Source organism: Clostridiales bacterium (assembly GCA_018333995.1).
Taxonomy (GTDB): domain Bacteria; phylum Actinomycetota; class Coriobacteriia; order Anaerosomatales; family SLCP01; genus JAGXSG01.
The window spans coordinates 74,183-94,520 of the sequence record JAGXSG010000028.1 but is presented as its reverse complement, the minus strand read 5'-3'; the positions used below and the strand labels follow the sequence as shown (position 1 = coordinate 94,520).

At 61.8% G+C, this 20,338-nt stretch carries 19 protein-coding genes and 3 tRNA genes; 5 read left to right on the top strand and 17 right to left on the bottom strand.

Going from position 1 to position 20,338, the window contains the following annotated elements; genetic code table 11:
* Positions 1 to 87 precede the first annotated feature (87 nt).
* From acs to rnd, 7 genes are all read right to left on the bottom strand, one after another.
* The gene (gene acs, locus KGZ40_07805; GenBank protein ID MBS3957415.1) at positions 88 to 2,082 is read right to left on the bottom strand and encodes an acetate--CoA ligase; all 1,995 of its coding nucleotides are present in this window, start codon (positions 2,080 to 2,082) and stop codon (positions 88 to 90) included.
* Between the two features lie 505 nt (positions 2,083 to 2,587).
* Positions 2,588 to 4,159, bottom strand: coding sequence for a DUF4445 domain-containing protein (locus tag KGZ40_07800; GenBank protein MBS3957414.1), 1,572 nt, complete (start codon positions 4,157 to 4,159; stop codon positions 2,588 to 2,590).
* 135 nt (positions 4,160 to 4,294) lie between these two features.
* Positions 4,295 to 4,645: a histidine triad nucleotide-binding protein gene (locus KGZ40_07795; protein MBS3957413.1), complete on the bottom strand. Its 351-nt coding sequence runs from the start codon at positions 4,643 to 4,645 to the stop codon at positions 4,295 to 4,297.
* 28 nt (positions 4,646 to 4,673) lie between these two features.
* Complete coding sequence (xseB, locus tag KGZ40_07790) at positions 4,674 to 4,883, bottom strand: exodeoxyribonuclease VII small subunit (GenBank protein MBS3957412.1); 210 nt, start codon at positions 4,881 to 4,883, stop codon at positions 4,674 to 4,676.
* 29 nt (positions 4,884 to 4,912) lie between these two features.
* Positions 4,913 to 6,187 carry an exodeoxyribonuclease VII large subunit gene (gene xseA / locus KGZ40_07785; protein ID MBS3957411.1) on the bottom strand — a complete coding sequence of 425 codons (1,275 nt, stop codon included), beginning with the start codon at positions 6,185 to 6,187 and terminating at the stop codon, positions 4,913 to 4,915.
* 81 nt (positions 6,188 to 6,268) lie between these two features.
* Positions 6,269 to 6,937 (bottom strand): zinc metallopeptidase, encoded by a 669-nt coding sequence (locus KGZ40_07780; GenBank protein ID MBS3957410.1) that lies wholly within the window; start codon positions 6,935 to 6,937, stop codon positions 6,269 to 6,271.
* Positions 6,938 to 7,044: 107 nt separating this feature from the next.
* Positions 7,045 to 8,205: a ribonuclease D gene (gene rnd / locus KGZ40_07775; GenBank protein MBS3957409.1), complete on the bottom strand. Its 1,161-nt coding sequence runs from the start codon at positions 8,203 to 8,205 to the stop codon at positions 7,045 to 7,047.
* Between the two features lie 124 nt (positions 8,206 to 8,329).
* On the opposite strand from rnd, the gene KGZ40_07770 reads away from it, so the two are divergent.
* A complete protein-coding gene (locus KGZ40_07770; protein ID MBS3957408.1) occupies positions 8,330 to 9,217 on the top strand; it encodes an NAD(+)/NADH kinase in 888 nt (295 codons plus the stop codon).
* 41 nt (positions 9,218 to 9,258) lie between these two features.
* Here the strand turns inward: KGZ40_07770 and KGZ40_07765 are convergent, their stop codons facing one another.
* Genes KGZ40_07765 through coaBC form a run of 3 tightly spaced genes read right to left on the bottom strand, consistent with a single transcriptional unit; the run spans position 9,259 to position 11,335 of the window.
* The gene (locus tag KGZ40_07765) at positions 9,259 to 9,681 is read right to left on the bottom strand and encodes a hypothetical protein (GenBank protein ID MBS3957407.1); all 423 of its coding nucleotides are present in this window, start codon (positions 9,679 to 9,681) and stop codon (positions 9,259 to 9,261) included.
* Positions 9,682 to 9,737: 56 nt separating this feature from the next.
* Positions 9,738 to 10,094 (bottom strand): DUF190 domain-containing protein, encoded by a 357-nt coding sequence (locus KGZ40_07760; protein ID MBS3957406.1) that lies wholly within the window; start codon positions 10,092 to 10,094, stop codon positions 9,738 to 9,740.
* On the bottom strand, positions 10,091 to 11,335 hold the full coding sequence (gene coaBC, locus KGZ40_07755; protein ID MBS3957405.1) for a bifunctional phosphopantothenoylcysteine decarboxylase/phosphopantothenate--cysteine ligase CoaBC: 1,245 nt from the start codon (positions 11,333 to 11,335) through the stop codon (positions 10,091 to 10,093). The genes KGZ40_07760 and coaBC overlap by 4 nt, the downstream gene beginning before the upstream one ends.
* Before the next feature lie 205 nt (positions 11,336 to 11,540).
* On the opposite strand from coaBC, the gene KGZ40_07750 reads away from it, so the two are divergent.
* Positions 11,541 to 13,295, top strand: coding sequence for a 2-oxoacid:acceptor oxidoreductase subunit alpha (locus tag KGZ40_07750; protein ID MBS3957404.1), 1,755 nt, complete (start codon positions 11,541 to 11,543; stop codon positions 13,293 to 13,295).
* On the top strand, positions 13,295 to 14,179 hold the full coding sequence (locus tag KGZ40_07745; GenBank protein MBS3957403.1) for a 2-oxoacid:ferredoxin oxidoreductase subunit beta: 885 nt from the start codon (positions 13,295 to 13,297) through the stop codon (positions 14,177 to 14,179). Before KGZ40_07750 ends, KGZ40_07745 begins: the two co-directional genes overlap by 1 nt.
* A gap of 48 nt (positions 14,180 to 14,227) precedes the next feature.
* On the opposite strand, the gene KGZ40_07740 is transcribed toward KGZ40_07745, so the two are convergent.
* The 6 genes from KGZ40_07740 to KGZ40_07715 form a co-directional block, all read right to left on the bottom strand.
* Positions 14,228 to 16,387, bottom strand: coding sequence for a diguanylate cyclase (locus KGZ40_07740; GenBank protein ID MBS3957402.1), 2,160 nt, complete (start codon positions 16,385 to 16,387; stop codon positions 14,228 to 14,230).
* A gap of 114 nt (positions 16,388 to 16,501) precedes the next feature.
* Positions 16,502 to 17,722, bottom strand: coding sequence for a pyridoxal phosphate-dependent aminotransferase family protein (locus KGZ40_07735; GenBank protein ID MBS3957401.1), 1,221 nt, complete (start codon positions 17,720 to 17,722; stop codon positions 16,502 to 16,504).
* Positions 17,723 to 17,854: 132 nt separating this feature from the next.
* Positions 17,855 to 18,223 (bottom strand): hypothetical protein, encoded by a 369-nt coding sequence (locus KGZ40_07730; protein ID MBS3957400.1) that lies wholly within the window; start codon positions 18,221 to 18,223, stop codon positions 17,855 to 17,857.
* A gap of 300 nt (positions 18,224 to 18,523) precedes the next feature.
* Positions 18,524 to 18,937 carry a type II toxin-antitoxin system VapC family toxin gene (locus tag KGZ40_07725; protein ID MBS3957399.1) on the bottom strand — a complete coding sequence of 138 codons (414 nt, stop codon included), beginning with the start codon at positions 18,935 to 18,937 and terminating at the stop codon, positions 18,524 to 18,526.
* The gene (locus KGZ40_07720; GenBank protein MBS3957398.1) at positions 18,934 to 19,212 is read right to left on the bottom strand and encodes a type II toxin-antitoxin system HicB family antitoxin; all 279 of its coding nucleotides are present in this window, start codon (positions 19,210 to 19,212) and stop codon (positions 18,934 to 18,936) included. The genes KGZ40_07725 and KGZ40_07720 overlap by 4 nt, the downstream gene beginning before the upstream one ends.
* Before the next feature lie 301 nt (positions 19,213 to 19,513).
* Positions 19,514 to 19,588, bottom strand: a tRNA-Val gene (locus tag KGZ40_07715).
* A 250-nt stretch (positions 19,589 to 19,838) separates the two neighbouring features.
* Between KGZ40_07715 and KGZ40_07710 the strand changes: the two genes are divergently transcribed.
* Positions 19,839 to 19,913 (top strand) — tRNA-Gly (locus KGZ40_07710).
* Positions 19,914 to 20,004: 91 nt separating this feature from the next.
* Positions 20,005 to 20,078: transfer RNA gene (locus tag KGZ40_07705), tRNA-Cys, on the top strand.
* A 62-nt stretch (positions 20,079 to 20,140) separates the two neighbouring features.
* On the opposite strand, the gene KGZ40_07700 is transcribed toward KGZ40_07705, so the two are convergent.
* Complete coding sequence (locus KGZ40_07700) at positions 20,141 to 20,293, bottom strand: hypothetical protein (protein ID MBS3957397.1); 153 nt, start codon at positions 20,291 to 20,293, stop codon at positions 20,141 to 20,143.
* Between the last annotated feature and the right edge of the window lie 45 nt (positions 20,294 to 20,338).

Here is a 20,338-nt window from a genome sequence, read left to right as displayed (position 1 = left end):
GCACAGAACGCCGCACAAAACAGACCCCGGCGCGCCTCACGGAGGAGGTACCGCCGGGGTCCGTATCCCGCTGACTTCGACTACGGGTTACTCAGCGGGACGCGTGTCGAGAATCGTACGCACGATCGCGGGATCAGCAAGCGTCGAAATGTCACCAAACGCTTCCATGTCCGTCTCCCCCGCCGCGATCTTGCGCAGGATCCGCCGCATGATCTTTCCGGAACGGGTCTTGGGCAACTCGGGGACAAAATGAACGTGGTCGGGACTCGCGATCGGCCCTATCTCTTTGCGAACGTGGCCGATGAGAATCTTTCGCAAGTCTTCCTCGACGGCATCGACTCCTCCCTTGAGAATGACGTACGCGTAGATGCCCTCACCTTTGATCTCGTGCGGAAAACCAACAACCGCGGCCTCGGCTACCGTCTCATGGCTCACCAGCGCGCTCTCAACCTCGGCGGTGCCCATTCGATGACCTGACACATTGATGACGTCGTCGACCCGGCCAAGGAGCCAGTAGTAGCCGTCTTCGTCCTTTCGAGCACCGTCTCCCGTGAAGTACATGCCGGGGAACGTCGAGAAGTAGACCTCCCGAACCCTCGCGTTCTCAGGATCACCCCACGTGCCTCGCAGCATGCCAGGCCACGGGTACTTGATGCACAGGCGTCCGCCGGATCCCGCCGGAGTCTCGCTCTTGTTCTCATCGAGTACGATCGGCTGTATCCCGAAAAACGGACGAGTAGCCGAGCCGGGCTTCATCGGGGTCGCACCTGGCAGGTTCGTTATGACGTGACCGCCTGTCTCGGTCTGCCAATACGTGTCGACGACCGGAATCCGCTCACGGCCTATGTTGCGGTAGTACCACATCCACGCCTCGGGATTGATCGGTTCACCCACCGTGCCGAGAACTCGCAGACTCGATAGATCGTACTTCGCGGGCCACTCCTCGCCTAGCTTCATCAAAGCTCGAATCGCAGTCGGCGCTGTGTAGAACTGGTTCACGCCGTGCTTCTCAACGATCGCCCAGAACCTGCCGGCGTCCGGGTACGTAGGAACACCTTCAAACATGAGCGAGGTGGCCCCGAGGCTCATGGGACCGTACACCACGTAACTGTGTCCCGTGACCCACCCGATGTCGGCCGTGCAGAAGAATACATCCTCATCGTGGTAGTCAAAGGTGTACTTGAACGTGATCGTCGCGTAGAGGAGGTATCCGCCGGTTGTATGGAGCACGCCCTTCGGCTTTCCGGTAGATCCCGACGTGTAAAGGATAAAGAGCGGATCCTCGGCGTCCATCCACTCGACGTCGCAATGATTCGAGATGTCGGCCGCATGAACCTCCTCGTGGTACCAGTGGTCTCGACCGGGCTCCATGTCAACACGCGTCTGTGCTCGAGAGACAACGATGACCGACTCGATCGATGTGCACTCCAGGAGCGCTTCATCGACCATCGCCTTGAGCGGGACAACTCGGCCACCTCGGATGCCTTCGTCAGCGGTTACCAGCAGCTTCGCCCCGCAATCCTGAATTCGATCACGCAGCGCCTGAGCGGAGAATCCACCAAAGACGATCGAGTGGATCGCTCCGATGCGTGCGCACGCGAGCATGGCGACCGCGAGCTCGGGAATCATGGGCATGTATATCGCGACGCGATCGCCCTTCTTCACTCCGTGCTTCTTCAACACATTCGCGAATCGGCATACTTTGTAGTAGAGCGACTGGTACGTGAGAATCTTCGAGTGACCTTCATCGGACTCCCAGATGAGGGCCGCCTTGTTACGCCGCCATGTCTTGAGATGTCGATCGATGCAGTTGTACGCAACGTTAGTCTTACCGCCTTTGAACCATTCGACCCGAGGCGTGTCGAACTCCCACTCGACGACCGAGTCCCACTTCTTGTGCCAGTGGAGGTACTCCTCAGCCATCTGAGCCCAGAACCCTTCCGGGTCTTCGACGGAGCGGGCATACATCTCCTCATACTCTTCCATGGACTTGATGTGCGCCCTCTCGCGAACCCAGTCAGCTGGCTCAACGACGCGCAGCTCCTTCATCAACGATTCGATCGAAGTCTTCTCATCAGACATTCCTGAACCTCCCTGTCATCAGTCAAATCGCACGCATGAACTTGATTCCCGGCCGCAACCCTTACGCCGGTTCAGCGGCTAGGACGGTCCTCGGCGATCGACGCAGATATGTGCCCAGCAATCGTAACGGTTCATTGGTCGCGAAATACCCTTCACATCAGGTAGACGGCCCTGATCGTTCGGTGGGCGGCGATCAAACCGAAATCGCACACTCCTCAGACGGGACAGCGAACGATCGGTGCCATGGTAACAGGCCCAGAAATCGAAAGAATCTTGTAACAAATGTTGCAGTGAATCCAATCATCAGGTACATTTCGCTCAGAACGGTTTCCCTTCCCAGCAATGCTCTTCGGGGGATCCGAAGAGCGACAAGAGGCGGGCGTCGGCGACCGGCATCCCGATTCGCGGTGGACAACCAGGCTGTTGACCGTGGTGGCCCGCAGAGACTCAGGGGTAAGCAGGGGAAGGAATGTGAAGATCCCGGCCCGAAGGCCGGGATCTTCGTCTATTCCGGCATGTACGGCTTGAGCTGGAGCGCCGACATAAACGCCGCCGAGAAGCCCTCACCCGCGGCAAGGTCAACATGTTTGGCGGTCTGCGCGAAATGCCGCGCCGCCTCAAGAGCACAGTCAGACACGAGCATGGCGGCCGCTCCAGACAAGACGGCGTCTGGCATGACCACGATGTTGCCCGCCACGCTACTCGGCAGCAATCCCAGTCTCACCAGTACCTCACTGTCGATCGCGGCGCCCAACGCCCCCGATACTATGGCTCCTTGAGCAAGCTGGTGTTCTCCGGCGGCGTCAAGCACCCCCGAAACCGCCACCGCGACCGCCGCTTTTGCTGACTGAACGGTCCGAATGTCAAGCTGCGTGAGGTAGATGGACCTGTCTTCCGGCTCCTCTCCCAGCGCAATCGCCCGAATCCCATCGCTGGCAAACAGACGGTCCGCGAGCGGTCCGCGAGGCCGCAGAGTGCCGTCGGCGTCAAGCTGCCCGCAACTTCGGAGTGCATCAAGCGCGGACAGCATTCCAGAAGATGTGAAATGAGTCGCGACGAGACCTCTCGTCTCAAGGGCTATGCGGCTCCCGTCGATGCTGACTCGCGTGATACCACCCGGACCCGCGCCTCCGCCGCACGAGATCCCTACGCCCTCAAACGCCGGACCAGCCGGGGCCGAGGCGGCAAATGTCGCATGCGGAAGCGCAAACGCGACCTCAACGTTCGTGCCGATGTCAACGTAGAGCAATCCATCGGCCCCCTTGGTGAGTCCCGCCGCGACTGCGCCTGCCACAAGGTCACCGCCTACGAACGCGTCGATGGCCGGAACAACATGCGCTTCGGTGACTCGCAGTGATCGAGCAAGCGCCGCCTCGTCGCCATCTTGCAGCGCCACAACGAAAGGGTGTGCCGCCATCGTGCTCACATCGACACCGAGAAGGAGCGCCGCCATCGCGGGATTTGCCGCGATCAGCATTTTGTCGAGCAAGACGGTGTTGCCGTTAGGCACGTCCATAGCAGCCGCCAGCGCCGACATGATAGAGCTCCTCGCCGCTTCGGCAAGCGGCGCCGCTTCGCCCGAGATGGCCGCCTCGATGCGGCTCACCACGTCCGCACCGTATGCTGCCTGGCGATTCGGCGCGTCACCGTCAGCGAGAACACTCCCGGACCGCATATCGATGAGACGTAGAGAGACGTTGGTCGTCCCCAGGTCGACAGCAGCGCCGATCGCGCCGCCGACCCCGTGCCTCACTCGCGAAACCACCCTCGCGTCCCCCTGCGACAGGAGTGGCATCACTGTGACCGGGCGATTCCCTACGAGCGCTCGACACGCGAGCCGAATGCGCTCATCGCGTCGTCGAGTCTTCGCGAGGACCGCCGATTCCACGTCTCCGGGCGCATCTAGTTCCCCCTCCACGACCCGGACAGCGCACAATCCACACTGTCCACGGCCTCCGCACGGTGCCACGAGCGACACTTCGGCGGCTCTCGCTGCGGCAAGCAGCGGTGTTCCGGGTACGACGTCCACCGTCGAGCCACATGGCAGGAAGGTGACAGGCACTGCCTCGGACGGCACGCTTATTCCTCAGGAGGAAACACGGCCGCCCGGACGACGCCGGTGTGCGCAACTAACACCGAGCCGTTCTCGAGAAAATGAAGCGCACTCACGCCACATCGCTCTCTATCGCCACCGTCGTCTTGATCGGCTCCGTCATGGCGCAAGCTCAACCATGCCGTGCGACATAGGCGCCCCGCCGATCACATGAACGTGCAGATGGCCCACGGTTTGGTTGGCGTCTGATCCGTTGTTCACAATGACACGGTATCCGGACGCAGCAACTCCTTTGAGTCGGGCGACCGTGGGAACCGCCGCAAACAATGCCGTGAGCACCGAGTGCTCCACATCATCGGACAGGTTTTGATAGTGCGCCTTGGGTATCACGAGCGTGTGCACTGGCGCCTGCGGGGAGATGTCATCGAAGGCGAGCACGAGATCGTCCTCAAACACCGTTTCCGCAGGTATCTCTCTTGTTGCGATCTTGCAGAACAGGCACTCGGTCACCGCTACTCCCTCCCCTGGGTGAGGTCAGCTACACCCGCTGATCATCGCCTTCACCGGTGTCAAGCTCGCCGAGGAGCATGGTCACTTTCTGCTGGGCGCCTTCGAGCTTGCCCTGCAGCGCCTTGAGCAGCACAACTCCGCGCTCGTATCGGCTCATACTCTCTTCAAGTTCGAGTTGACCGCCTTCGAGTGCGCGGACAATGCCCTCGAGCTCCGAGAGGGCATCACCAAACGTCATCTCGTCCGGGCTGGGATGTCGTTCGTCACTCATGACAGAGTTCCTTCCTCGGTAGAATCCACGATACATCGTAGCCGTCCCTCACGCACGCGAACCCGGACGACATCGCCGGGAGCGACCTCGGCCGCAGAGCGGATCACCGTGACCTCGTCCGGCCCGAAGACCACGGCGTAGCCTCGGCCGAGAATCGCAAGGGGCGACAGGTCGTGCAAGCGAGACGCGTTGCGGCCGATGTCTTCCCCTGCTCGGTCAATGAGGCGGGGACCGATCCGGAAAAGTCCCTCTCGTGCGTAGCGCAGCCGGTCCGCATCCCGCTCCATCCTTATGGGAATCGCGCGAGCGAGGGAGGCCTCCGCCTGGTCTACGGCTTGCATCGCCGAGCCAAGAAGCGCTACCGGTTCACGAAACACAGGCCTGTCAGCGAGTAAGCGAACACGGTGCGCCACGTCACGCACCTTTCGCTCCAGCGCTCTAGCTAATTGGCGGGACACCGCGCCAAGCATCGACTCCAGCTCTTCACAAGAGGGCACCACCGCCTCCGCCGCCGCGGTGGGCGTCGAAGCCCTGAGGTCAGCGACGAGATCAGCGATGGTCGTGTCTGGTTCGTGTCCAATCCCCGTGACGACGGGTACCGGACACGCGACGATCGCACGAGCTACCGTTTCATCATTGAACGGCATCAGATCCTCGTACGAACCGCCGCCACGAACCAGCAATACCACATCGACGTCCGCGCGAACCGCTGTGGCAAGACCCTCGCAAATGCAGCTCGCCGCTTCTACACCCTCAATGGGCACTCCCGCGACGAGCACTTCAGCAAGCGGATACCGGCGCTTAAGCGTGCGAATCACGTCGTGTACAGCTTTTCCTCGCGGCGAGGTGACAACGGCGATCCGCTCCGGAAGTGCGGGCAGTTGCCGCTTTCTCACCACAGACATGAGGCCCTCTGAATCAAGGCGCCGGGTGAGCTCTGCCACGCGCATTCTGAGGTGGCCTTCTCCTGCCAGCGCAATCCTGCGAGCGACGAACTGCATCCGCCCCTTGGGAAGATACGCCGAGAACTGCCCGGTCAGCTCGACAAGCATCCCGCAGCGCAGCGTGATCCCGGAAGCCCGGTACGCGTCTTGCCACATGAGACAGCTCATCGACGCTCCTGCGTCGCACACCGTGAAGTAGGTCGCCTTGTAACCGGGCTTGTCCGAGAACTCCGAGACTTCACCGATGACAGTAAGCGTGATCGACTCGAGCGCCCTTTTCGCGACAGACATCGCTTCGGTCACGCTTAAAGTCCGCTCGTTCGTCACGCCCACACCTCCCCCTTGTGTGGCACGGCCGGCACCACAGAGGAAACCGAGTCGCGCACGACGGCTCTCCACGCGTTACGGCTAACGGCGCGCCAGACCCAAGAAATAGAGCAGCTGCAAGACCGCAATAAGTGTAGCCGCGACGTACGTAAGCGCAGCTGCGGTGAGAACCTTACGAGCGCCTCTGACCTGATCGGCTGGCAACACGTTGCCAGCCGTGAGGGAGCTGAGCGCGCGACGCGAAGCGTCGAACTCGACCGGCAGAGTCACCAACTGAAAGAGAACCGCACCGGCAAAGAGAAGCACGCCGAGCGACATCAAGCCAGGAATCGCCATGAACGCGCCGAGCAAGATAAGCGGAAGCGCAGCCTGAGACCCGATGTTCGCAGCGGGAACCAGCAGTTGACGCACGGCCGCAGGTGCGAACGACCGCGCGTGCTGTACTGCATGCCCAGCCTCGTGTGCCGCCACGCCAGCTGCGGCCACGCTGCGCCCGTCGTGCACATCCTTCGACAAGCGCAGTACCCGAGCACGCGGATCGTAGTGATCCGATAGGTGTCCGGACACCCGCTCTATTCCGACACCATGTAGCCCCTCGGCATCGAGCATCGCACGAGCCACCTCGTATCCGCTACGTCCCGTCGCGAGCGGAACCTTAGCGTAGCGCTTGAACGACGAGCTGACGTACCACTGGGTTAGCACGCCCAACCCAACAGCCAAGATCAATATGTATAGGTAAGAACCGAACATCCTTAGTGACCTCCGTAGACTCCGTACCCGGTAGCAGAATCGCCCCCCAATGCGGGGTCTCCTTCTACTGTGCAAACGTCCTGCCAGAGCCCGTGCGGAACGTCGGGCTACACAGCGTCATCACAACCCATTTCCTCTACCACAAGCTTTCCTTCTTCAAGGCGTAGAGCCAAACGCCCGTCGAGAAGGTCTATAAGTTCTTCCCCAACGATCGACCGTCTCCACGTCTCAAGCAACGCATTTCCATCGCGTTCTCCGGCGGCGAGGTTCTTGAGATCGTCGCGCGAAGCGAGCAGGGGCGCCGCGACGCCGTGTTCTTTCGCCCGGAGACGCACCAGGGCAGCCATAAGATCAACTGCGGCATCGATATCGAGCGGGCGGCGGCGGCGGCGTTCGATGTGCGGCAATCGCTCATCGGGCAGGGCGAGCCCATCGGTGACGGCCTCAAGCACTCCGGGATACGAAGACTTCCCGAGCTTGTCGCCAACTCCGCGGATCGCACCGAGCTGAACGGCGTCAAGCGGCACCCTGCGTGCAATCTCCACCAGGCTCTCGTCGCCAATGATCCAGCGCCTGGGAACGTCCCTGCGCCGGGCCTCGTTCTCTCGCCACGCGGTCACGCACATCAGCACGCCAAGCTGCCGAGGGGTGAGCGACGCGACGCGCTTCACCCTTCTGAACTGCTCCTCAGGCAGTAGATCGTACGTCGCTGGGTCGACCATGCGATCGAAGTCGGGTTCGAGCCATGAGAGGCGATTCTCTGTCTCAAGGCGTCCGCGCAGCTCGCGATAGATCATCGGAAGGTAGCGCACATCGTTGAGAGCGTATTCGATCTGATTCTCCGAGAGCGGACGGCGAGACCAGTCAGTGAATGTGTCTGATTTGTCGAGCTTGACACCGAGCATATTTTCGACGAGCGCACCGTACCCAACCTGTGTCGGGAAACCGGCGAGAGTAGCCGCGACTTGAGTGTCGAACACAGGAGCCGGAACCCGCCCCATAAGTTGCCAAAATATCTCGAGATCCTGCGAACCAGCGTGCAAGACTTTGGTCACGTGAACGTCCGCCAAGACGGAGAGCAGGGGAGATAGCTCACGCACCGCCAGGGGATCGATGATCGCCTGCATGTCGTCCGTGGCGATCTGGATCAGGCACAGGCGCGCATAGTACGTTCTATCGCGCATGAACTCGGTATCGAGCGCGATGAACGGCGAACTCTGAATGCGGCCAATGCATTCGCGCAACCCCGCCGCGTCACGTACGTACACGCCTCACCTCCGTTTCGGGTACATCCAACGATAAATCACAGGTCTGACACGACACGATATAGCATGTAAGGCCAGAGCGCTGGCAAACACACCACGCGCACTCGACAACTCGGAGGACGATCCCGTGAGAGTACTCATGGTCGTTAACCTCAGGTCCGGCCAAGGTGACGCCGGCTTGTACGACTATGTGCGAGCCCTCGGGCGCGCAGACGTGGAAGTAACCATGCGCTTCCTGGGCTTGGGGGCGGACCTCGCACACCTGCTCAGGGACGCTGACGCGTTCGACCGCGTCGTCGCCGCTGGAGGCGATGGCACCGTCTCCGCCGTCTGTTATCGCCTTGCCCGCACAGGCATACCAGTCCTCGCTTATCCGGCTGGAACCGCGAACCTCTTGGCCTTGAATCTCGAGATCCCGTCTGATCCCCTCGAACTCGCCCGTGTCACCGTGGAGGGCTCGACGACCGAGATCGATCTGGGAGAGATCACCTACGAAGACGGAAGCACTCCAACCGGTTTCATCGTCGCCGCCGGGGCCGGCTACGACGCCGAGGTAATGGCGACAGCCGAGCGCTACAAACCAACTCTCGGCCCCCTCGCGTATCTCGTTGGCGCCTTGCAGCACTTCGCCCCGACGATCTCGCACTTCACGCTCGACCTTGACGGGCGAACCGTTGAGAGCGAGGGCATGGCTGTCCTCGTGATGAATGTCGTCAAAGTACAGTTTGACCTCGCGCTTACTCGTTCGAGTGACCCGAGTGACGGCTTGTTCGAAGTCGTCGTGCTGCGAACACGCAGCGTGCCCGAGCTGATTCCTGCGGTCTGGGGAGCGTTTCTCGACCGCTTCATCGACAACCCCGACCGCTCCGCCGGACTCGAGGTTCACACCGCGAGCACGGTGCGGCTCGTCGCAAAACCAGCCCTGAAGATTCAGTACGACGGCGAAGCCGTCAGTGCTTCAACTCCGCTAACGGTACGAGCACTTCCACGTGCCACACGAATGATCGTGCCGTGATCAAGATCAAACCGGCATCACCGCGTGGTGGCTGAACAAGATCACTCGCCGAGGTAACCCGCTGTCGCAAGTATCTCAGAGAGTGCTGGCTCATTCGAGTACGACTGACAGTAGTTGATATCGACCCGCGGATCATCGACGTAGATAGTCACGAGGCCTACGCCTGTCGTCTGAGAAAGCGAGTCGAAGATGGTTTCGGCAACCTGTTCTATCGTTTGCCCTTCTGGAACCACCAGAGGCGCCGTGAACTCAGCGCACTCGTCGACCGTCGCCATCGTCCGGGAGATCTTCCCGTCGACAATGCGAACGGTGCCCGCATTAGTGCTAGCTATGAACACGATAGCAATGATCACAACCACGAAGGCGATCGTCGCTGGAACCATCGGAATCTTCTTCTTGGCAGGAGCGGCCTCCACAGGTTGTGACTGTCCGGACCCGTTTGTCTTACTCTTGTTCGAACCCACCGCACACTCCTATCTCGACGGATGACACATACGACACGTAACTATACCAGCATGGACTATGCCGTGTGTGGACCTCCTGTGATGCCTCCCTGGTAAAGCAGCACATTGACATCTTCTACAGTGATGAGTCCGTCACCGATCATCGCGGCGTACACCTCGGCGAGCGCGGTGATCCTGTCGGGGACATCTATCACTTGCACTACCACGGGGAGGTCAACGGACATACGCATGCCGTGCTTGGCGTGCTCGCGGCTCGTCGCGCCAAATCCCATCATGCCGCGCAAGACCGTCGCGCCGGCGCACCCTGCCACCCGCGCCGACTCCATCAACGCCTCGTACAGCGGCTTGTCATCGTACCGGTCAGCTTCACCGATATAGACCGCGAGCCGTTTCGCGGTGCCTGTCAGCGTCATGAGGTCGCTCCTTCCTGTTGCGCGCGTGACGAGCGTGTCGCGCGCCCGCCCGCCACCAGCGCGCTTAGCCGATCACAGATAACCTTCGCGAGCAAACGCTTGGCCATCTCTGGAACCTCCTCGACACCTTCCGCCGAAACGAGCGTAACCGTGTTGCGCTCCGAAGCAAACCCGAGTCCTTCAAGCGTGATGTCATTGGCTACCACGAGATCGAGCCGTTTGCGGACGAGCTTGTCACGCGCAGAACCGATAAGGTCGCCGGACTCGGCGGCAAACCCAACGAGTACACGCTCACCTTTCGATTCACCCATCGCGGCGAGAATGTCGACAGTCCTCTCAAGCTCGAGAGACCCTGCCACCTCGTGCTTCTTGAGCTTGCCGCTCGCAACGTGAACAGGCCGCGCGTCGGCCACAGCGGCAGTCGCGATCACGGCGTCGGCTACCGCGAACGCCGCCATCGCCTCCTCGTACATCTCGGCGGCCGTCTCGACGCGCACCGTGCGCACACCAAAGGGGTCCGGCAGTGAGGTGGGGCCAGAAACCAGTGTGACTTCGCCCCCCCTGCGCGAAGCCTCCTCAGCGATGTGGTATCCAGTCTTGCCAGACGAACGGTTACCGATAAATCGCACCGCGTCGATCGGCTCGTACGTTGGCCCGGCGGTCACGAGGAGCCGCACCCCGTCGAGGTCACGGACGCGGACCACCTCGGCAAGTATCGCATCGGTGATGTCGCTCACCGCCGCAAGACGCCCCTCTCCAACGTCTCCGCACGCAAGCTCTCCCGCGGACGGCGCCACTATGACGGCCCCCCGCTCGCGAAGCACCGCGAGATTTGCGCGCGTGGCCTCGTCACGCCACATGTGCGTGTTCATGGCGGGCGCGATCACCAGCGGCGCTTCAGTGGCAAGAGCGGTTGTCGTGAGCATGTCGTCGGCGATCCCATGCGCGAGCTTCGCGATAACGTTCGCCGTGCAAGGAGCGATGACGAAGACTCCGGCTTCCTCGGCAAGCGAGACGTGAAAGACGCGACCCGCGGTCGGCTCGTCCCATAGCGAGGTCGTGACCGGCTCGCCAGTTAGCGTGCGCAGCGTGAGCGGGCCGAGGAACTTAGCGGCGGCCTCAGTCATCACGGCCTTCACGCGCACACCGGAACTCGTGAGCGCGCGAACGATCTCGCACGCCTTGTATGCCGCTATGCATCCCGTCACGCCGAGCACAACCGTGACGCGTGGCTCTGTCATCGAATCCCTCTCTGTCCCAAGTGGGCGCGTGTGCCGCCATGCGCCGGCCCGATGAGCGCGACCACTTTTCCCGCCGATTATCGCACGCGGCGTCATCCCTCGACGAACGGGAATGAACCACACTGTATCCGTCCGGCGTAGCGCCGCATCGCACATCGAGCCACGTCCGGCGTCCACCAGCCCGCGCCCGGCAGGAAGGTACGACATGTCAGACCACGCGCCCGATACTCCTGAAGTCCGTATCAAGATCGGAGGGCCGGCGGGCTTCGGAATTAAGGCGGCCGGCCAGACACTCGCCCGCCTCTTCGTGAGGGCAGGATATGAGACCTTCGATCTGACTGAGTATCCGTCACTCATCAAAGGCGGACACAACAGCTATCATCTTCGCGTTTCGGCCGAGGAGATTCACAGTCACGTCGAGCCAGTCGACGTGCTCGTCGCCCTCGACAGGCAGAGTATCGAGCTGCACCTTGGCGAGCTGACCGAGGGCGCCGCAATTATCTTCGACCCTGGCGCGGTAGACATAGAGACGATCGCCGATATCCCCGAGCTTGTGTGTGTCGTCCCCGTGCCGCTCGACGACATCGTGCGAGAGTCTGGCGGCAAGAAGATCATGCGCAACACAGCGGCGCTCGGCGCTGTGCTCGGCTACGTCGGATTTCCGCTCGAACACCTTACCGACTCAATTAGGCGGCAGTTCGCCCACAAGGAACCTGAGATCGCCGAGCAAAACGTCGCGTGCGCGACAGCGGGCTACGTGTACGCCGCGAAAAACGAGTGCGCTTTCCCGTTCGCTCTCGCGCCGCGTGAGCGTAACGACGAACGCATCCTTGTCGATGGCAACGAGTCAGTTGGTCTTGCCGCGCTCGCCGCTGGAATAGGTATGTACTGCGCGTATCCGATGACACCCGCGTCCAGTCTTCTTCACTTCATGGCACACCATGGAGAGCGCGACGGAGTCATCGTCAAGCACACGGAAGACGAGATCGCAGCGATGAACATGGTCGTCGGGGCCGCCTTTGGCGGAGCGCGCGCCATGTGCGCCACTTCCGGCGGCGGATTTTCCCTCATGGTCGAGGCGTTCGGTCTGGCGGGCGTGAGCGAATCAGCGGTCGTTGTCGGGCTCTTCACCCGGCCCGGACCCGCGACCGGGATGCCCACGTGGACCGAGCAAAGCGACCTGCGATTCGCCATCCACGCTTCGCAAGGCGAATTCCCTCGCGTCGTGCTCGCTCCCGGCGACCATGACGACGCGTTCACCCTCACCTGGCACGCCTTCAATCTCGCCGACATCCTGCAAACTCCCGTCATCATCCTTGGCGACACATACCTGTCGGACAACCGGCGCTCAACAGCGCCCTTCGATGCATCGAACGTCGCAATCGACCGCGGCGAGCTCATCTGTGAGGGGGAGGTAAGCGATTACCTGCGATACCGCGTTACCCCGTCGGGAGTCTCCCCCCGTGCGCTGCCGGGGGTGCGTGGCGCTGAGCAGATCGTCAACTCCTACGAGCACGATGAGTCTGGCTACGGTGCCGCCGGAGAGATCCCTGAGAACCGGATCGCTCAAAACGAAAAACGTATGCGCAAACTTGCTCTAGCACGCACGCTCGTCCCGCCTCCAGCCACCTTCGGCCCCGAAGACGCGGACCTCTCGGTGCTCGTCTTCGGCACGACAAAAATGCCGGTTCGAGAAGCGATGCGGTGGCTTGAGCGTGAAGGCGTAACCGTGAATCTCATGCAAGTCGTCACCGTCTGGCCGTTTCCTGCCGATGAGGTCTCGGCCTTTCTCGGCAAGGCGAAGCGCAGCGCGATCGTAGAAGGCAACTACACGGGTCAGCTTCAGAGTCTCGTTCGCGAGCACTGCCTTACCGATGTCGATCACACGCTCCGCAGATACGACGGACGACCGTTCTCGCCCGAACAAATCGTCGCGTTCGTAAAGGAGGTGCTTGGCTGATGCCTGAGGTCAAGGAGTACGCGTCGCCCAACAAACCTACGTGGTGCCCGGGTTGTGGCAACTACGGCATGTGGGAGGCGCTCAAGCGAGCTCTCGCTCAACTTGAGATGGACTTCACCGACTACTCGATTGTGTGGGGGATCGGGTGCCACGGCAATGGCGCCGATTTCACCGTGACAGCTGGCTTCCACGCGCTGCACGGACGAGCACTGCCGGTCGCCTCTGCGCTCTCGCTTGTTCGACCGGATCTCAAGGTCATCGTCGAGATGGGTGACGGAGATGGGTACGGGCTCGGGATGGGGCACTTCGCGCACGCTCTGCGGCGCAACGTAGACCTGACCTGCATCGCTCACAACAACCAAGTGTACGGCCTCACGACCGGGCAGGCGTCCCCAACTACCGAACACCTGATCAAGACCGTCTCCACTCCCTCGGGCGTTCTCGAACAACCCGCGAACCCGATAGGACTCGCGCTCTCGCAGGGCGCGCCGTTCGTGGCCCGCGGGTTTGCAGGTGACATTCCTCACCTCACAGAGCTCTACCGCAAAGCACTCAGCTACCCCGGCTTCGCCCTCGTCGACGTGTTTCAGCCATGCGTGACGTGGAACAAGCTGAACACCTTCAGCTGGTTCCGGGAGCGTGTTTACAAGCTCGAAGAGAGCGGCCACGACGCCTCTGATCGCGTCGCCGCTCTCACGCTTGCGATGTCTGCGTTCGACGAGATGACGTGCGCGCCCGACGAGTGCCAAATACCGATCGGCATCTTTTACTTCGACGCGGATGTGCCGAGCTACAACGCTGGAGTGCCCGCCGCGAGTACATCCGCATGGAAGCGTGCCGAAAGACCACGCGACATCGCTGCTGTCATCGACACGTTGCGGTAAGCGAGAGTGATTCTCGCGGCGAGGTGGAGAAGCAGCGCGCCGCCCGGATCACGCCGCTGGAAAGGCATGACGCCCACGCGGCTCGGGAGGGTGTACGGCTCGACGGACCACCGCGATGAGGGCTTCGCCGACGACCGGATCGAACTGGGTGCCCATTCCCAAATCGATCTCTTGCACCGCCGCATCCGCCGAGAGGCGCGCGCGATACGCTCTCGGCGAGGTTATGACATCGTACGCGTCACACGCCGAGATGATTCGCGACTCCAGCGGAATCGCCCCTCCAGACAAGCCGTCGGGATAGCCCGTGCCATCCCACCTCTCGTGGTGGGAACGTATCCATGGCGCGACATGCGCAAGAGCGGTGGAGGCAACAATCCGCTCACCAAGAACAGGGTGCTCCTGTACGCGAGCATACTCCTCGGCCGTCAATCGACCCGGCTTGCCGAGTATCGCGTCGGGCAGTCCGATCTTTCCTATATCGTGCATCAGCGCCGCTTGCTCAATCAGCCGCACGCGCTCGTCGTCGAGCCCTAGATCTCTCGCGACCAACACCGCGAGATCGGCGACCCCTTGGGAGTGGTAGCGCGTGTCAAGATGGCGGGAGTCCACGGCCGCCGCAAGCGATCGGACCGAAGCGACGTGGGCGTGACCTTCGGGGACAGCGGCCTCGCTCGACGGCACGACGGTCTTGCGTTGATCTTCCGAGAAAAACTCTACCCTGTCTTTTCCGTGAACCTTCGCCCATCGAAGCGCCGATGCGCACGCATCGACCAACTCGGCGGTCGCAAATCCATGCTCGGGGAAGACCGCCACGCCCACAGAAACCGTCATCGCAGACTCCTCGCGGACAGCGGCCCTGATCGACTCCGCGATTCGATGCCCTCCCCTTCGCTCGATGCCAGGAAACACGCACGCGAAGAGATCGTCTTCTAAGCGGCAAACCCGGTCCAGGGAACCGATGACCTCTCGTATCGCTTCTGCGACCTGCCGTAACAAGCGCTCTCCGCACTCCGCACCGCTTGTCTCCACGTATCGGTGAAAACCATCTATGTCAACGAAGAGGACACTCAGAGGGGCGCCGTGACGGTGAGAAAGATCGAGCTCGCGGGCGAGCGTCTCGTGAAAGTGCGCGACACTGTGCGCGCCGGAGACGCGATCGACGGTGACCGCCCGCATGATTCCGGCAACTTCGTACCCGCACATGATGAGCCATGCGCCGAGAAGGACGAGCATGATGGTGGCGGCAGACGCATAGAGGGCCTCGTCGAAGGATCCGCTGGGCGCAAGGACCGCTGCCAGGGCCAAGAACCCCGCTACGGCAATCGCGCCGCAAGCGAAGACCGTGGCTATCCACACACGCCCGTAACCTGTTGGGCCGTATCGAATGAGCGGCGCGTGGTCCCTGCCGTCCCCCAGACGGGCGACCGCGGCCGCGAACACGAGTCCCGGACCGACCATGAGCAGCGTTTCGTGAAGCTGTGAGTACGGAGACGGGGCGAGACGAACGACTACGTTGTAGATTGGCGTAAGCGCGAGTGTAGATCCGTAGACGGTGAACGCGGCGACAAACAGCTTCTCCCATGGTCGCCACGCGGATACGTTTAGCCACATCACAGTCGCTGCCGTGCCCAGGAGCATCCCCACACCGATACTCCCGTGCAAGCTCAACCGCAGCACGTGCGTGACCTCGGCGGACTCCCACGCGCTGAAGAGCGGACGGACAAACATCACTAGGTAAGCAACAAATACGGCGGTGAGCACGATCAGACCGCCGACGATGAACTTCAGACGCGCTGGCCAGGCAAGCTCGTCCATCCGCGTCATCGTTGCAATCAGGATGAGAAACAGCGTTGCTGGAAGAATCACGAGGAATAGTGATGCGGTTGTGCCGTCGGTCGGCGGAGGGTTCCCTTGCCACACGGTGAAAGTCCACGGCAGGTCGTATACGAGCACGAACGTGCAGGCAAGGGTCAGCAGCGACCAGAACAGTCGATCCGACACGACGCGCAAAGCGGCGATCCCTGCGCCTACGACCGCAAGCGCCTGTGCGATCGTGTAGAGCACGAGCTCAAACCGGCTCCAGGCAGACCCGTACGCAACGTCGAAAGGAACAGCGATGTGAGCGGCTACGAGTACCCCCACGCCGAGCAAGGCAGCCGTGACAGGCGCTCCCGACGCGTGCCGGTCAAGCGGCCCAGACTTCGTCACATCACCCGCCTCTCCGCGCGAGCCGTCACACTCCGCCGCGAACGGCGCGCGCGGAGCACAAGATGTGGTACTGACCCGCAGTATACGACAACCGAAGAGCGCTGCGCGGCATTGTCACGCGATCAGACCGAGTGCTGAGCCAGCCTCTGCAAACGCGTCGAGCGAATGTCTGATGTCCTCATCCGTGTGCGTCGCCATCAAGCACGTACGCAAGCGATCCATCCCGCGCGGGACAGCCGGATGGACGATGGGGCACACGAACACCCCTCTGTCGAAAAGCATCCGGGTCAGATCCATCGTTTGCGCCTCATCGCCAACCAAAACCGGCACCACGCACGTCTCGGAATCCATCGTGTTCCAGCCTTGCGCTTTCAGGCCGACGCTGTAGCGACGCGTCACGTCATGAAGTCGCGCAACGCGCTCGGGTTCATCCTCTATGACGTCGAACGCTGCAAGTGCGGCGGCGGTTTGCGCAGGCGGAAGGGCCGCCGAGAAGATGAAAGGCCGAGACATGTGGCGCTGGTAGTCCACCAGATCTGATGCGCCAGCAAGGTAGCCTCCAACACTCGGGATCGACTTGGACAGTGTGCCCATCTTGAGGTCGATCGAGCCCACCATGCCGAAGTGTTCCTCGATACCGTGACCGGTAGCTCCGAGTGATCCGATCGAGTGGGCCTCATCAACCATAAGGCGAGCACCGTAGCGATCACACAGCGCCCGTGTGGCAGGCAAGTCCATGATGTCGCCGTCCATCGAGAAGACCGAATCCGCAACGACGAGAACCGTGTTGTACTCGCCGGCGGAGTCCGCAAGCAACTTCTCAAGGTGCGCCATGTCGTTGTGACGATAGGTGCGCCACTTCGCACCCGAGAGCAGGCATCCGTCAACGATGCTGGCGTGATCGAGCTTGTCCATCAGCACGAGGTCTCCGGGGCCGGTGAGTCCCGTGATGATCGCAATGTTTGTTACGTAACCGCTCGAGTAGACGCACGCGTCCTCACGGGCGCAGAACCGGGCGATGCGCGCTTCGAGCCGCTCGTGAAGATCAGTCGTGCCTGTCAGCAGGCGCACACCGCCAGCCCCCGTGCCGTAGGTATCGATCGCCTCCCTGGCGGCGGCCTCAATACGCGGATGTCCGATCAGCCCGAGGTAGCTGTACGAGGCGAGCTGGACCATCTCGCGACCGTCCACCATCCGCACCCGATGATTGGTGCGTCCGGTCGTCGCCTGCAGATAGAAGTAACGATCGGCGTCCTTGAGCGCATCACGACGCTCAACAAACGCGTCTACTCGGGCGTTGATGCCGTCGCTGAGCGCGATCACGGAGTCCGACATCGGGCGTCCCCTCTCTGTGGCCTCGGCATGCCGCTTCGCCATGACGGCGCGCGGTGTGTACAACATTGTGCACAACTATACCGTAACCCGACGCCCTTCGGAACACACGTACGCACACAGCGGGTGCGTTAGCTAACTACCGCTCCCTCCGGCGAGATACTCGATCACCCTCGCACGGTCATCGTCGGAGATCTCCAACCCGTTCGACTCCATCCGGGTAACGACGGCTTCCCAGCCTGCCCGGTCATATTCAGCGGCCCACACCTGCGCCAGATCGTGACAGCCGGAACAGGTGCTCTCGACAAGTGTCCTGTCGGGATTTGTGTCCATCGACTCAGAGTCGGCATCATCTTCTTCCTCAGGTGCCGGCGACTCCTCCGTCTCGGGCGACTCCGGTGCGGCGTTCTCCCCTCCACCCTCGGCACATCCCACCGCACCCAATACAAGCGCCGCGGCAAGACTCATAAGCAAGACCGTGCGGATCCTCGACACATACACCACAGCCACCACCCTAATTCCGGCTCACGACTCCTTGATAGCGTGAGTTACCGTTTCGCAGTTTGTACCCACGCCAAGGCGTGAGAACCGCTTCGAATCTGACGAAGTGCCACGCGCGTGCAACAAAAACCGCCCCGTTCGAACATCTCTGCGGATAATCCGGGGCTTCCTCTCACGGCTACTCTCACAGCCAGTGCGGCGCGCCCCAGGCCGCAGTTGTGAGCGATGATCGCGGGTCAGCCATCCGCCGAGTGAGCCCACATGCGTCTTATCACCGTCGCGCACACCGCTCGGCGAAGGTGGCTACCCGCCGAGTGACAGCAGCTGGCACGCTCCTGTGCGGATGACCTCACGGTCTTCGGTGATGAGTTCGCAGTCGAGTTGCAGCGCGAGAGCGACGAACACTGAGTCGTAGACGGTGAGGCGATGCTCGGCGGCGACGTGCGCCGCATGCGACGAAAGCTCGACCGTCAGATCGAACCACGCAAGGGCGAAGTCATCGAGCGTAGCGGCAATCATCGCGAGATCGGCCGAAGTGGCTTTGCGCTTCCAGAACCCGTTGAGTACTTCGAGGCGCAGGAGGGTGGGCGCAGCCAGCGTGATCGTCTCTGCCCGATGCCGACCGAGCAGAGCTCGGGCGGGGTCAACCCCCTCCTCGGCGGCCTGAGCGAACCACTTGAAGGCAACCGAAGAGTCGACCACCACGAAGGCGCTCACGTGTCGGCACCCACGCGCTCGTCCCGGTCGCGGTCTTCCCGGACTGATGCCATCGCATCGAATGAGCCGAACTTCTCCCCAAGAGCCGCTGCCTGCTCCAGTGCCCGATCGATGCGCTTCTGTCGCTCGGCCCGAGTTCGCTCCTCGGTCAACGTCGCCACGTACCGTGCGGTTGCCTCGGCAACGAAGCCGCTCCGGGATCCATGCAGCTCGACGGCGATGGCGTCGAGCTCTTTGAGCAGGTGGTCAGGAAGACTGATGTTGATCTTGGCCATGTCAGTAGCTCCAGATAGTAGTGCCGACTAGTAGTGCTACCGAGTAGTCTACCATAACTGTCCGTGCGCGGACGGAGACGGGTGTGCGTGGACTCCCGGGCGACCGCAGACGTCTTTGCCCGTCATGTTGCCCCAGGCAGCTTGGGCGAGGATGTCGACGATCTGGGCCTCGGTGAACCGTGCTTGTTTCAAAGCGGTCCCTTTGAACGCAGAGCTCACCGACTGCGCTATCGGCTCCTGCCAGCTAAAACGCCCCTTCGAATATCTCCGCAGAGATCCCGAAGGGGCGTTTCATCATCCATGGTGGGCGATAGAGGATTTGAACCTCTGACCCCTTCCGTGTCAAGGAAGTGCTCTCCCCCTGAGCTAATCGCCCATGGCACGCCATCAAGCGCGACGACGGACATTGTACCAACTCCCGGGCAGAGCGCAACGCGAATCACGCAACCGCCAAGCGCCGGCAGGGTCGCTCGGTGGGATGTTTACTGACAAGACGCTCGTGGTGGTCCGCCAAACGGCAAACCTCGCTCCCAGAAACCAAAGCCCTCAAGCGGCGGCGTACCAGCACGAAACCTGCACGAAAGCGGCTTGCCTCGCCGGGGGGCGATTGCTAGACTACCCTTTGCGCGGACGTAGTTCAGTGGTAGAACACCACCTTGCCAAGGTGGGGGTCGAGGGTTCGAATCCCTTCGTCCGCTCCATCGATTCCATACGAAGGCCGGTCCTGGAGGCTTCATAGCGACACACGGGGTCGGTCTTTTCGGTAGTACGATGTCGCTGGACATCGTTGATGGCGACGTGGCCAAGTGGTAAGGCAGGGGCCTGCAAAGCCCTCATCCCCGGTTCGAATCCGGGCGTCGCCTCCAGAACAGCGATCAGGCCGCCCGGAGTGGGCGGCCTGTCTCATTACTGGGTGACCGGGTCAATCTCAGGCGGAATACTTGATCTGAATCCGCCTCGACTGTTCAAGCCTGAACAGCCCGCGCTCGACGTCACGCGGATCGGCGATGTTCTCGATCGCCCACTGGATGATCTCGGCGGGCACAAGCGGGAAGCGCTTTCGCGCCTGCGACAGGGTCATGCTGCCACCTCCATGCTACGACTAATGCTGCGACGTTTAGTGCTA

Excerpts from the sequence above, each read along its gene's own strand:
- acs (MBS3957415.1), bottom strand. The coding sequence starts at position 2,082 with ATGTCTGATGAGAAGACTTCGATCGAATCGTTGATGAAGGAGCTGCGC.
- xseB (MBS3957412.1), bottom strand. The coding sequence starts at position 4,883 with ATGACGTTTGGTGATGCCCTCTCGGAGCTCGAGGGCATTGTCCGCGCA.
- KGZ40_07780 (MBS3957410.1), bottom strand. The coding sequence starts at position 6,937 with ATGTTCGGTTCTTACCTATACATATTGATCTTGGCTGTTGGGTTGGGC.
- KGZ40_07760 (MBS3957406.1), bottom strand. The coding sequence starts at position 10,094 with ATGACGCTGACAGGCACCGCGAAACGGCTCGCGGTCTATATCGGTGAA.
- coaBC (MBS3957405.1), bottom strand. The coding sequence starts at position 11,335 with ATGACAGAGCCACGCGTCACGGTTGTGCTCGGCGTGACGGGATGCATA.
- KGZ40_07750 (MBS3957404.1), top strand. The coding sequence starts at position 11,541 with ATGTCAGACCACGCGCCCGATACTCCTGAAGTCCGTATCAAGATCGGA.
- KGZ40_07745 (MBS3957403.1), top strand. The coding sequence starts at position 13,295 with ATGCCTGAGGTCAAGGAGTACGCGTCGCCCAACAAACCTACGTGGTGC.
- KGZ40_07735 (MBS3957401.1), bottom strand. The coding sequence starts at position 17,722 with ATGTCGGACTCCGTGATCGCGCTCAGCGACGGCATCAACGCCCGAGTA.
- KGZ40_07720 (MBS3957398.1), bottom strand. The coding sequence starts at position 19,212 with ATGGCCAAGATCAACATCAGTCTTCCTGACCACCTGCTCAAAGAGCTC.
- KGZ40_07700 (MBS3957397.1), bottom strand. The coding sequence starts at position 20,293 with ATGACCCTGTCGCAGGCGCGAAAGCGCTTCCCGCTTGTGCCCGCCGAG.